Source organism: Pseudoalteromonas sp. BSi20495 (assembly GCF_000241185.1).
Taxonomy (GTDB): Bacteria; Pseudomonadota; Gammaproteobacteria; order Enterobacterales; family Alteromonadaceae; genus Pseudoalteromonas; species Pseudoalteromonas fuliginea.
Genome location: NZ_BADY01000065.1, coordinates 1 through 12,257 on the forward strand (window position 1 = coordinate 1; position 12,257 = coordinate 12,257).

General features: G+C 38.6%; 11 protein-coding genes. All 11 read left to right on the forward strand.

The features are described 5' to 3' along the window. Nucleotides 1–123 precede the first annotated feature (123 nt). The gene (locus P20495_RS11265; RefSeq protein ID WP_008135926.1) at nt 124–867 is read left to right on the forward strand and encodes a flagellar basal body rod protein FlgF; all 744 of its coding nucleotides are present in this window, start codon (nt 124–126) and stop codon (nt 865–867) included. Between the two features lie 21 nt (nt 868–888). After that, the gene (gene flgG / locus P20495_RS11260; protein ID WP_007378705.1) at nt 889–1,677 is read left to right on the forward strand and encodes a flagellar basal-body rod protein FlgG; all 789 of its coding nucleotides are present in this window, start codon (nt 889–891) and stop codon (nt 1,675–1,677) included. 16 nt (nt 1,678–1,693) lie between these two features. Continuing rightward, complete coding sequence (flgH, locus tag P20495_RS11255; protein ID WP_007378704.1) at nt 1,694–2,377, forward strand: flagellar basal body L-ring protein FlgH; 684 nt, start codon at nt 1,694–1,696, stop codon at nt 2,375–2,377. 12 nt (nt 2,378–2,389) lie between these two features. Beyond that, nucleotides 2,390–3,484 carry a flagellar basal body P-ring protein FlgI gene (locus P20495_RS11250; protein ID WP_007378703.1) on the forward strand — a complete coding sequence of 365 codons (1,095 nt, stop codon included), beginning with the start codon at nt 2,390–2,392 and terminating at the stop codon, nt 3,482–3,484. A 132-nt stretch (nt 3,485–3,616) separates the two neighbouring features. Then, complete coding sequence (flgJ, locus tag P20495_RS11245; protein ID WP_008135932.1) at nt 3,617–4,612, forward strand: flagellar assembly peptidoglycan hydrolase FlgJ; 996 nt, start codon at nt 3,617–3,619, stop codon at nt 4,610–4,612. 1 nt (nt 4,613) lies between these two features. After that, complete coding sequence (locus P20495_RS11240; RefSeq protein ID WP_008135934.1) at nt 4,614–6,617, forward strand: flagellar basal body rod C-terminal domain-containing protein; 2,004 nt, start codon at nt 4,614–4,616, stop codon at nt 6,615–6,617. A 2-nt stretch (nt 6,618–6,619) separates the two neighbouring features. After that, a complete protein-coding gene (gene flgL, locus P20495_RS11235) occupies nt 6,620–7,852 on the forward strand; it encodes a flagellar hook-associated protein FlgL (RefSeq protein WP_008135936.1) in 1,233 nt (410 codons plus the stop codon). Between the two features lie 320 nt (nt 7,853–8,172). Beyond that, nucleotides 8,173–9,141: a flagellin gene (locus P20495_RS11230; RefSeq protein WP_008135941.1), complete on the forward strand. Its 969-nt coding sequence runs from the start codon at nt 8,173–8,175 to the stop codon at nt 9,139–9,141. Between the two features lie 505 nt (nt 9,142–9,646). Continuing rightward, a complete protein-coding gene (locus tag P20495_RS11225; RefSeq protein ID WP_008135943.1) occupies nt 9,647–10,618 on the forward strand; it encodes a flagellin in 972 nt (323 codons plus the stop codon). Nucleotides 10,619–10,782: 164 nt separating this feature from the next. Continuing rightward, nucleotides 10,783–11,751 carry a flagellin gene (locus tag P20495_RS11220; protein ID WP_008135945.1) on the forward strand — a complete coding sequence of 323 codons (969 nt, stop codon included), beginning with the start codon at nt 10,783–10,785 and terminating at the stop codon, nt 11,749–11,751. 85 nt (nt 11,752–11,836) lie between these two features. Continuing rightward, nucleotides 11,837–12,253 carry a flagellar protein FlaG gene (locus P20495_RS11215; protein WP_008135947.1) on the forward strand — a complete coding sequence of 139 codons (417 nt, stop codon included), beginning with the start codon at nt 11,837–11,839 and terminating at the stop codon, nt 12,251–12,253. Nucleotides 12,254–12,257 lie beyond the last annotated feature (4 nt).

Below are 12,257 nucleotides of genomic sequence, written 5' to 3' on the forward strand. Positions count from 1 at the left end.
TTTTTAGTCTGTGAATCATCTACTGCAAGAAATGTTTATTTATTACCTTAATTTTACGTCAATCGTGATCTGGCATCTATTTTGCATTTATATAGTTATAGATTTTTTATGTGAGTCGATGTTATGGACAAAATGGTCTACATTGCGGCCTCTGGTGCTAAGCAGAGCCTACAGGGGCTTGCCCTTAAAGCCAATAATTTGGCGAATGCTAATACTACAGGCTTTAAATCAGACTTTGCTCAAGCGCGTTCTATGCAAGCGTTTGGTGAAGGGCTGCCAACCCGTGTATTTTCGATGCAAGAACGTCCAGGTTCAAATATGACATCGGGTGGCATAGTTGAAACAGGCAGAGATTTAGATATTGCAATGAGCGATAACGCATGGCTGAGTGTGCAAGATGCGTCGGGTAATGAAGCTTACACTAAAGTAGGTACGCTTAATATCACGGCAGAAGGTATGCTGGTAACAAGTCATGGCCGCCAAGTTATTGGCGAAGGTGGTCCGATTATACTGCCTGTACCGATTGAAAAAATTGAATTTAGCCAAGATGGTGCTATCCAGGTTCGTCCGCAAGGCGCACCAGCGAATTTTTTAGAAGAGGTTGATCGCTTAAAAGTAGTTGAAGCAAATAACTCACAACTTGAAAAAGGTAATGATGGCTTATTTAGACCAAAACCAAATCAAGTTGTTGATACTTCTGCTAATGTAAAAGTATTGAGTGGAACCTTAGAAATGTCGAATGTGAACCCAGTTCATGAAATGGTCGATATGATAAGTCATCAACGCCAATTTGAACTACAAGTCAAACTGATGAAGACAGCTGAAGAAATTGACGAACGTCAAGATCAGCTGTTGCGCATAGTTTAACTTTAAAATGAGGACACTATTATGAATCCTGCATTGTGGATCAGTAAAACAGGGCTTGATGCTCAACAAACCGATATTTCGGTTATTTCAAATAATTTAGCGAATGCCAGTACGGTTGGTTACAAAAAAAGCCGCGCTATATTTGAAGATTTACTTTATCAAAATATTAATCAGCCAGGTGGTCGTTCATCGCAAGACACTGAAATGCCATCAGGCCTAATGTTAGGTGCGGGTGCAAAAGTTGTAGCCAACCAAAAAGAGTTTACGCAAGGTAACATGTTAACCACCGAAAACTCACTAGATTGGATGATTTCCGGCGAAGGTTTTTTTGAAGTGCTGCAGCCAGATGGCAATATTGCCTATTCGCGCAATGGCCAGTTTACCACCGATGGTGATGGACGAATTGTTACATCGGGTGCTGGTTATGTTATTCAGCCAGAAATGAATGTCCCCGAAGATGCTCAATCGATTACTGTTTCGCAAGACGGAGAAGTATCTGTTCGTGTTGCAGGTCAAGCCGATAACGTAGTTATTGGTCAGATCACCATTAGTGACTTCATTAATCCATCGGGTCTTGAGCCGATTGGTCAAAACCTTTATACCGAAACAGCTGTAAGTGGTGCTCCGGTGCAGGGTAACCCTGGTGTTGAGGGGCTTGGTAGTATTATTCAAGGCTCACTTGAAACATCAAACGTAAATGTCACAGAAGAGCTGGTAAATCTTATCGAAACTCAACGTATTTATGAAATGAATTCAAAAGTAATTTCAGCCGTCGACGAAATGATGAGTTATATCAATCAGCAACTATAAGGTTTAGGGGCAGAATATGCGTAATATTATGTTATTTGCGGCAGGCACTCTATTTTTAAGTGGATGTGTATCAACACAAAATAGTGAAATAGTGCAAGACGATCCTTACTATGCGCCAATGTACCCAGAACCAAATATAGAACCTGTTGTAGCAACAGGCTCTTTATTTAACACGAATGTGTCGAACGATTTATACGCGGACAGAAAAGCTCTGCGTACCGGCGATATCATTACGGTTAAATTGCAAGAATCTACCCAAGCTACAAAAGCGGCAAAAACAGAAACAGATAAGCAATCTGACACGAGCCTTGACCCTGTAATTGGTTTGGGGGGACTTCCTGTTAATATCGGTGGCGACAGTATTCAATTTGGAATTGGCAGTGATTCATCGTTTTCTGGTGACTCTAAATCAAATCAATCAAATAGTTTATTTGGCAATATATCGGTTAATGTGATGCGTGTTTTACCAAACGGTAACTTAGTTATTCGAGGTGAAAAATGGTTAACTCTTAATACAGGCGAAGAGTTTATTCGCTTAGAAGGGTTAGTGCGCCCGCAAGATGTTGGCTCGGATAATACGGTTGAGTCAAACCGAATAGCCAATGCACGGATTCAATATTCAGGAAAAGGGCAAACCCAAGAGGCACAAAGTGCTGGTTGGTTAACGCGCTTTTTTAGTAGCTCGCTCTTTCCTTTTTAGAGGACATTCAATATGAATGTATTTAAGTTTTTTTGTTTAATTGTTTTGCTGGGATGCCAATTTTCGGCACATGCAGAGCGTATTAAAGATATCTCTATGGTTGAAGGTGTGCGTTCTAACCAATTAGTGGGTTACGGGTTAGTTGTTGGCTTACCTGGGACTGGCGAGCAAAGTAAGTTTACCCAACAGAGTTTCAAGGGCATGTTAAGTAATTTTGGTATTACACTGCCGGCTAATTTAAGCCCTAAAATTAAAAATGTGGCTGCTGTTGCTGTGCATGCAGAGTTACCTGCGTTCAGAAAACCAGGACAAACAATTGATATTACCGTGTCGTCTATTGGCAGCGCCGGTAGTTTGCGCGGTGGTACTTTAATTCAAACATTTTTAAAAGGTGTTGATGGGAATGTATACGCTATAGCACAAGGTAGCCTTATTGTTGGCGGCTTAGGAGCTGAGGGGTTGGATGGCAGCAAGGTTGTTATAAATACACCCACCGTCGGTCGAATTCCCAATGGTGCTACTGTTGAACGTGCCGTTAAAAGTCCATTTATGCAAAGTGACTATATTACTTTTAATTTAAATCGCCCAGATTTTACAACAGCGAAACGTTTAGAAAGTACGATAAACGACTTAGTTGGTCCCAATAGCGCACAGGCAATTGATGCTGCATCTATTCGTGTTATTGCCCCAAGAGATGCATCACAACGTGTATCGTATTTATCAACACTTGAAAACTTAGAGTTTACCCCTGCGGATAACGCAGCAAAAATTATTGTTAACTCTCGTACGGGTACGATTGTAATCGGGAAAAATGTAAAGCTACAGCCTGCCGCAATTACTCATGGTGGTTTAACTGTGACGATTACAGAGCAACAAAATGTATCTCAGCCTAATGCATTAAGTGAAGGTGAAACCGCCGTTACTAATCAAAGTATTATCGATGTGAATCAGGATGATTCACGTGCATTTGTATTTAATCCAGGTGTTAGCTTGGACGATTTAGTCAGAGCAATCAATGAAGTTGGTGCTGCACCAGGTGATTTGATGGCAATTCTTGAAGCGCTAAAAGAGGCTGGTGCAATAAACGGTCAACTAGTTGTTATTTAGTATTTAAATACGCCCTAGTAACATTTTTACTAGGGCAAAATCATCCCCTCGCAATATATCTAATTTAAAGTTAGTCAACTGGCTCAATTTTTGCATTTTAATTGCATTACTCATTATTGTGTCAAAAAGCTGATGGAAACAAATCATCTCGATAAGCAAAACTTTTTTGATTTAGGCAACTTAGATTCACTTCGTAAAGAAGCCTTAACCAGTGGTGATTCATCGACTGATGCATCAAAGGCTGCGCTAAAAAAAGCCGCTGCACAATTTGAAGCAATTTTCACTCAAATGTTACTTAAAAGTATGCGCAAGGCAAACGAAGCATTTGAGGACAAAGAAAGCCCATTTAATTCTAGTGGGGTTAAGTTCTTTGAAGAAATGCACGATCAACAATTATCGACAGAACTATCATCAAATGGTTCTTTAGGCCTTGCAGACTTAATCGTTCAACAGTTATCCCCTGATGGTAAAAACTTTATGCCCGGATCTGTTTTGAGAACAACAGCGGACTTTTTAAGTGATAAGCGAGTGGGCTCAGAACTTCCTCATGAAAATAATAATAAATCAGTAGAGCCTGTAAGTACGAACATGAACATGGATATTACAGAATCAAAAATAGAGACTCCGGTATTTGAATCGGCTGAAGAGTTTGTTAGCTCTGTGTGGGAACACGCTAAAACGGCAGCAAAGAAAATTGGTTTAAACCCGGCTGTAATGGTTGCGCAAGCAGCGCTTGAGACTGGTTGGGGTAAACATATCATTAATAAAAGTGATGGTAACAGTTCAAATAACTTATTTAATATTAAATCAGATAAAAGCTGGGAAGGTGAAAAAGCCAGTAAAGTCACACTCGAATTTGAGCAAGGTACAGCGGTCAAAAAGAAAGCAAGCTTTAGGGCGTACGACTCAATAAAAGAAAGTGTAAATGACTTTGTTGATTTTTTGACACAAAACCCACGCTATCAAGAGGCATTAAAAAATACAGCAAAGCCAAGCGACTTTTTAGATTCGTTACAAAAAGCGGGTTATGCAACCGATCCAAATTATGCTAGCAAAATAAAACAAGTACTGAAAAGTACTGAATTAAAAGATATTGCGGCAAACGTTATTCGCCAAGGAGTAAAGTAATATGTCGTTTAATTTATTAAGTATTGCCAGTTCTGGAGTTAGGGCTAACTCAGAGCTACTGCAGACGACAAGCAAAAATATCGCAAATGTAAATACTGAAGGTTATGTTCGTGAACGAACGGAGCATTCAACCATGATTGATAATCAGGTTGGTCGAGGTGAAACTTACCGATTACTGAATCAGTTTGCTCAGGAACAATTAAACCGAGATACATCGAATAAAACTTTCTTTGAGCAATTTGTGGTAGAAGCTAATCGTGTTGATACTTTATTTTCTGAAGAATCGAATAGTTTATCTACAAGCGTTAACTCTTTATTTAACAATGTTCAAGGAGCACTTAACCAGCCATCTTCAACGGTTTCGCGTTCGCTAGTGATGACTGATGCTGAAAATTTAATAAATCAAATGGATAGGCTTTCAGGAATTGTGTTCGATCAAAAAAATATAGTAAACGAACAGCTCGAAATTTTCACTGATGAAGCTAATGGGTTAGTTCAGAAAATAAGCACGTTGAATCAAGATATTGCTGCTGTAAATGGTACTAATAATGCAGCTGATGCTAGCTCTACATATAATGAGCGCGATAAAGCTATTCGTGACCTGTCAGAACTTATAGATATAGAAACACTTGATGGCCCCAACGGTGAAAAGCTTGTTTTTATGGGTACAGGTGAAGCAGTAGTTATGCAGAATGGTTCTTTTAATTTATTTTCCATGCGAGGTGACCCAGATCCTAATTTTAAAGAGCTTAAGCTTGATGTTAATGGTGGTAAAGTTGTGCCTCTCGAAGTTGATACAAGTAAATTGAAAGGAAAAATTGGCGGCTTACTTGCATTTAGAGACGATATTTTAGTACCAGCACAAAATCAAATTGGTCAAATGGGATTGGCTATTGCAGATTCTTTTAATGAGCAAAATAAGCTTGGTATGGATGCTAATGGTGAGTTAGGTGGCAATATATTTAATATACCTGCAGTCGGCGGTTATGCTTATGCAGCCAATACTGGTGGTTCAACCATGACAGCAACGCTCGAGCCAGGTAAGAGTAGTGAATTGCCGGCAAGTGATTTCATAGTTACATATACTAGTGGCACAACAGTAGAAATTCAGCCGGTTGATAATAAAGGTGAACCGCTGGGTAACCCTTCAACAGCAAATATAGTTGCTGGAGTTATAGATTCATCTACTATTACCAGTGGTGAGTCATATGGGTTACAGATTAATGTGTCGGGGACCGGAAATACAGGTGATCAGTTTCAAATAAAGCTTAATTCAGAAGCTGCTGCAAGTATGTCTTTGACAACAGGGCGTGGTGAAGATTTAGCATTAGCCGCACCAATTAGAACCGCCAACGATATTAATAATACAGGTTCTGCAACAATTACTGTGGGTGAAGTTACGGATGTTACAACAGGCAGTTTTAGTTCTTCTCCAGTTGGGCTTACAAATGGGCCTATTTCGATAGTTAAAACAGCCAACTTGGATGAATATACAGTATCAGATGGAGTTAATACCAGTACATTTACGATAACGCCTCCGGCAGAGAATATGTTACAGCAAGCAGGTAATGGATTTGAATTATATGGTTTCGATTTTGATTTAGAAGGCACAACTGCTACGGGTGATACCTTCACATTAGAATTTAACGAAGGTGGCTTCGATGATAATCGAAATGGTTTAAAGCTTGCTGAATTACAAAGTGGAGAGTTAGTTCGTCAAAATGTGGTTTCGGGTACGAATGCAGATAACCATAAAACATTTAATCAAGCTTACGCGGGATTAGTAAGTGATATTGGTGTGGTAACCAGCCAGGCGAAAACAAATGGTGAGGCGTTTGAAGCACTCGCTCAACAATCAGAAGCATGGTACGAATCACTCTCGGGAGTGAATCTAGATGAGGAGGCTGCTAATTTATTACGTTTTCAACAATCTTATGCAGCCTCAGCACAAGTTTTAGCGACGGCCCGTACCATTTTTGACACTTTACTTAGTGCTGCGAGGTAGTTATGCGCTTATCAAATAATTTAATGTATCAAAATAGTTTGAATTCAATTTTAAATAATCAACAAAGCGTAAACAAAGCGCAAGAGCAAGTTAATACACAAAAGCGAGTTTTAACAGCTTCGGATGATCCGTCGGCTTCGGCTCGTGCTTTGCAGTATACAGATCGTATACAAAGTAATGAGCAATACACTAAAAATATTACAATGCTCACTAGCCGTTTAAATATAGAGGAAGCAGCTCTCAAAGGAATTAAAAGTGCACTTGAAAAAGCACATACATTGACTATTCAAGCAGGTAATGGCGCATATGATGATGTCGACAGAGAGTCTATAGCTGAAGAAATAAAAGCACTTCAAAGTAGCGTGCTAGATTTAATGAATTCTAAAACAGAAGATGGAAAATATATATTTTCAGGCTATCAAGATAATACTCAGACTTATGCACTTGAGTCATCAACAGGTATATATGTATATGGTGGGGATCAAGGTGAACACAAGATAAAAATAGCTGAAGGTGTTGATATAAAATCGAGCGATAATGGTTTTGATGCATTTGAAAAAGTGGACGCTCGATTAAATGTTACATCAAATGACGGAACTGTGATTGGTGGTATAACGAGTGCTAAAGTCTTTGTAACAGAACAAGGGCAATTTGACTTATTTCATAAATCTAATTTTGACCCAGATCCCGCGGCTCCTATTGGCTCAAATACAATAAATGTTATAACAACTGTGGGTACTCCAAATACTTATCAAATTGAACAGAGTGGAACAATATTGGCGGCAGGTGACTTTGGTGGTTCCAAGATTAGTTTTGCAGGTCTAGAAATTAGTATATCTCCAGTTGCCAGCGGACAAGTTGATTTTGCGTTAGAAGCTCCTAAAAAAGAGAATGTGTTAAATTCAATGAATGAATTAATTGCAGGATTAACGAACCCTAGCCTAACACAAGAAGAATTTAAGGAAGTTCTTGCTGACTCACTAGTACAGATAAATAATGCAAAGAACAATGTATCGCTTACTCAAGCAGGTCTTGGAGGTCGAATTAATACAGCAGACAAAGTACAGCAGTCAAATACTGATTTAGATATCAATAACAAATCGTCAAGATCTGGCTTAGTTGATATTGATATAACTGAAGCTATTACAGAACTTACAAAGCAAGAAACAGCTCTTCAAGCATCTCAGGCAACCTTTGGCCGTTTAGCCAACCTTTCATTATTTGATTATCTATAATTTTACAAAGAATAAGGCAACAACTTGCCTTATTCGAATCTTTCCCTTCTTTTTAAGATTATCCCCTTTAAATTTAGCTACTTGGTTTTTATTATTAAAAATAAACAAGTGTTTTCTATCGTGTTATTTAATTTACTGAAATAGGTAAAACCATTAAATTACAGTTAGTTAAAAATAAAGAATAAAAAAATTAAAAAAAGCTAAAGGATTTTTTAAAGGGACCGATAACTTAATTAACCAAGCAAAGCGTTGAAATAACAACTACTGCTTAATCTAGTAAGTTTGAGAGTAAATGATAAGTTTACTTCGGGAGAGATATTATGGCTTTATATGTAAATACAAATGTTAGTGCATTAAACGCACAAAGACAATTAAGCAATTCTGGTAACGCATTAGATACATCATTCCAACGTTTATCATCTGGTATGCGCATCAATAGCGCAAAAGATGATGCAGCGGGACTTCAAATTTCAGACCGTCTAACCGCACAAGTTAATGGCTTAAATCAAGGTAACCGTAACGCAAACGATGGTATTTCTTTAGCACAAACTGCTGAGGGAGCACTTGATGAAGTAACATCAATGTTTCAACGTATTCGTACACTTGCTCAACAAGCATCAAATGGTTCTAATACAGATGAAGATAGGTTAGCGATACAAGAAGAGATTCGCTCTTTATCATCAGAGGTGAACCGTGTTGCAGAAGATACGACGTTTGGTGGTCAGAACTTACTTGATGGTAGTTATGATGCTAATTTCCAAGTCGGTGCTGATGCAGTGCAAACTATTGGTTTTAGTATGCAAAATGTAGGTGCTACTGCAGGTGTAAACAGTGTATCAGCTAATGGTGGTTTTACAATGTCTGGTATTGCTGTTGTGGCAAGTGCTGTTACAGGTAATCGCTTATCAGGACTTGCTGAAGGTGCTTCTGATATCGGTGGTGCAGCACTAACTACAGATACATTTGCCGCGTCATTCGTAGCTACAGCTATTAGTGTATCTAGCCAAGCAAATGCACAAGTAGTATTTGCAGGCATGGATTCTTTAATTGCGGTAGTAGATAAAAAACGCGCTGAGTTAGGTGCGGTTCAAAACCGTTTTCAATCAACGATTCGTAACCAATCGAATATATCAGAAAACTTATCAGCGGCACGTTCTCGTATTAAAGATACTGACTTTGCTGCAGAAACAGCTAATTTAACCAAGATGCAGATTTTACAACAGGCTAGCCAAACAATTTTAGGTCAAGCAAATCAGCGTCCACAGGCTGCATTAAGCTTACTAGGTTAATCGGTGAAGGTTTAACAGAAAGATTAGTCAAAGTATTGACGAAGAAGAATAAAAGCGCCTTTGTTTAATGGGGTATTAACAAAGGCGCTACAGGATTTTTCAAGCGGAGGCTTTAAATCCCAACAGTTCTTACATTTGCAGAACACATAAACATAAGCATAAACTATGCCATTAGTTTATGAAAGTTAACCCACTCTCAAACTTATCAGATCATAAGGCCCGTAAGGGCCTTATTACTCTTTTTTATTATAATACTACTATTTTAGCCTGCCCAATCACAAACCAAGCGTTGTCTAATGGCTGCTTGTATACTTCTTTATTTTAGTTAACTAAAGTTGGCCTAATGTTTGCTTATGTATTTGTAAGTTTATTATTAACTTACAAAGTGGCAGATAGTTGCCCCTAGGCATGAGTTATGCGTACATATCTAGTCACTTTGTCAAATATCCACTTTCTTTCGAATGAGATAGTGACTTAACTTTGACAGATAAGAAGAGAGTATATTATGGCTTTATATGTAAATACCAATGTGAGCGCACTAAATGCACAGAGACAACTTGATAGAAGCGGTGGAGATTTAGACACGTCTTTTAAACGCCTTTCTTCGGGTCTTCGCATAAATAGTGCAGCTGATGATGCTGCTGGATTACAAATTTCAGACCGTTTACAATCGCAAATACTTGGCCTTAATCAAGGGAACCGAAATGCGAATGATGGTATATCTTTAGCCCAAACGGCAGAAGGTGCAATGGATGAAATTACGTCTACCTTTCAGCGTGTCCGTACTCTTGCACAACAAGCTTCGAATGGTTCGAATACAGATGAAGACCGCTTAGCAATTCAAGAAGAAATACGTCAATTATCTGATGAAGTAAACCGTATTGCTACAGATACGACATTTGGCGGCCAAAGTTTACTTGATGGTAGTTACTCAGCAAGCTTTCAAATTGGTGCTGATGCAGTGCAAACTATAGGTTTTAGCATGCAAAATGTTGGTGCTACTGCAGCAGTTAATAGTGTGTCAGCTAATGGTGGGTTTACTTTGTCAGGTATCGCAGGTATCGCAAGTGCGGTTTCAGGACAGCGCTTATCGGGGTTAGCTGAAGGTGTATCTGATATCGGTGGGGCCGCTTTAACAACAGATACTTTTGCGGCAACATTTATCGCAAGTAATATAAGTGTTTCAAGCCAAGTTAACGCGCAATTAGTTTTCGCCGGTATGGATGCACTTATTGCAGTTGTTGATAAAAAACGTTCAGAGTTAGGTGCTGTGCAAAACAGATTCCAGTCAACTATTCGTAACCAAGCTAATATTTCTGAAAACTTATCTGCAGCTAAATCGCGTATTAAAGATGCTGATTTTGCGATGGAAACGGCTAATTTAACCAAAAACCAAATATTACAACAAGCAAGTCAAACTATTTTAGGGCAGGCTAACCAACGTCCTCAAGCGGCGCTTAGTTTACTTCAAGGTTAACAATATAGGCGTAAATAAAAATTAAATACAAATAAAGCTAAAGCTTTTGCTTTAATGGGCGATAAATGATTTAGAGGACTAAAAATCCAGTACTCTAAATCTCGGATTATAACAGGGTAGGGGTATCCCGTTATAATCCATCGAACTTTGAAGCGGAGGCTATTATGGCTTTATATGTAAATAGTAATGTGAGTTCTTTGAACGCACAAAGACAACTAAGTAACTCTAGTAATGCGTTAGATACATCATTTCAACGTTTATCGTCTGGTATGCGTATTAATAGTGCAAAAGATGATGCTGCAGGTATGCAGATTTCAAACCGTCTAACATCGCAAGTTAATGGTTTGGACCAAGGGAATCGAAATGCTAACGATGGTATTTCACTTGCGCAAACTGCTGAGGGAGCGCTTGACGAAGTAACATCAATGTTCCAGCGTATCCGTACACTTGCTCAACAAGCATCAAATGGCTCGAATACTGATGAAGACCGTTTAGCTATCCAAGAAGAGATTCGTTCACTATCATCAGAAGTTAACCGTGTTGCAGAAGATACAACGTTCGGTGGTCAAAACCTGTTAGATGGTAGCTATGACGCTCAATTTCAAGTTGGTGCTGATGCAGTGCAAACTATTGGTTTTAGTATGCAAAATGTAGGTGCTACTGCAGGTGTAAACAGTGTGTCAGCTAATGGTGGTTTTACAATGTCTGGTATTGCTGTTGTGGCAAGTGCTGTTACAGGTAATCGCTTATCAGGACTCGCTGAAGGTGCTTCTGATATCGGTGGTGCAGCACTCGCTACAGATACATTTGCCGCGTCATTCATAGCAACAGCTATTAGTGTATCTAGCCAAGCAAATGCACAAGTAATATTCGCAGGTATGGATTCTCTTATCGCTGTAGTTGATAAAAAACGTGCTGAGTTAGGTGCGGTTCAAAACCGTTTCCAATCAACGATTCGCAACCAATCAAATATCTCTGAAAACTTATCAGCGGCTAAGTCACGTATTCAGGATACAGATTTCGCGCAAGAAACAGCTAACTTAACTAAGATGCAAATCTTACAACAAGCTAGTCAAACAATTCTAAGCCAAGCAAATCAGCGTCCACAGGCTGCTCTATCTCTTTTAGGCTAACTGATTTGAACTATAGGCCACTTTAGATTAAGCAAATTGTCCAAATGTGGCTTATAGTACTTATAAATGTTTCGAGGGTGCCGAAATGATTGATTTAAACTCTACACAAAAAACAACAGATGGATTACATACTGCGAGTAATTTTGTTACCAAAGAAGCAGTAAAGAAAGAAAAGCTTGAAAAAGGTACTGATTTAACAGCTAGAGAAGCTGTTGATATTAAAACTGCACAAAAGCTTGAAGAGAAAAAAGATAATGATTTATTTGTTGAAGTAAAAGAAAATTTAGAAAAGCTAAATGAGTATATCCCTTTAACATCAACTAATTTAAAATTTGAGTTTGATGAACGAGGGGATTTTCCTATTATCAAAGTACTTGATAAAAGTAACGATGAAATAATAAGAGAAATCCCTACAGAAGAGTTCAGGGAAATAGCTAAAGCTTTAGATGAATTTGCCGATAAACTAATTAATAAGGGTTTACTGTTTAATAAAACAGTCTAAGCCA

Excerpts from the sequence above, each read along its gene's own strand:
- P20495_RS11220 (WP_008135945.1), top strand. The coding sequence starts at position 10,783 with ATGGCTTTATATGTAAATAGTAATGTGAGTTCTTTGAACGCACAAAGA.
- P20495_RS11240 (WP_008135934.1), top strand. The coding sequence starts at position 4,614 with ATGTCGTTTAATTTATTAAGTATTGCCAGTTCTGGAGTTAGGGCTAAC.
- P20495_RS11225 (WP_008135943.1), top strand. The coding sequence starts at position 9,647 with ATGGCTTTATATGTAAATACCAATGTGAGCGCACTAAATGCACAGAGA.
- P20495_RS11230 (WP_008135941.1), top strand. The coding sequence starts at position 8,173 with ATGGCTTTATATGTAAATACAAATGTTAGTGCATTAAACGCACAAAGA.
- flgH (WP_007378704.1), top strand. The coding sequence starts at position 1,694 with ATGCGTAATATTATGTTATTTGCGGCAGGCACTCTATTTTTAAGTGGA.
- flgJ (WP_008135932.1), top strand. The coding sequence starts at position 3,617 with ATGGAAACAAATCATCTCGATAAGCAAAACTTTTTTGATTTAGGCAAC.
- P20495_RS11265 (WP_008135926.1), top strand. The coding sequence starts at position 124 with ATGGACAAAATGGTCTACATTGCGGCCTCTGGTGCTAAGCAGAGCCTA.
- P20495_RS11215 (WP_008135947.1), top strand. The coding sequence starts at position 11,837 with ATGATTGATTTAAACTCTACACAAAAAACAACAGATGGATTACATACT.
- flgL (WP_008135936.1), top strand. The coding sequence starts at position 6,620 with ATGCGCTTATCAAATAATTTAATGTATCAAAATAGTTTGAATTCAATT.
- flgG (WP_007378705.1), top strand. The coding sequence starts at position 889 with ATGAATCCTGCATTGTGGATCAGTAAAACAGGGCTTGATGCTCAACAA.
- P20495_RS11250 (WP_007378703.1), top strand. The coding sequence starts at position 2,390 with ATGAATGTATTTAAGTTTTTTTGTTTAATTGTTTTGCTGGGATGCCAA.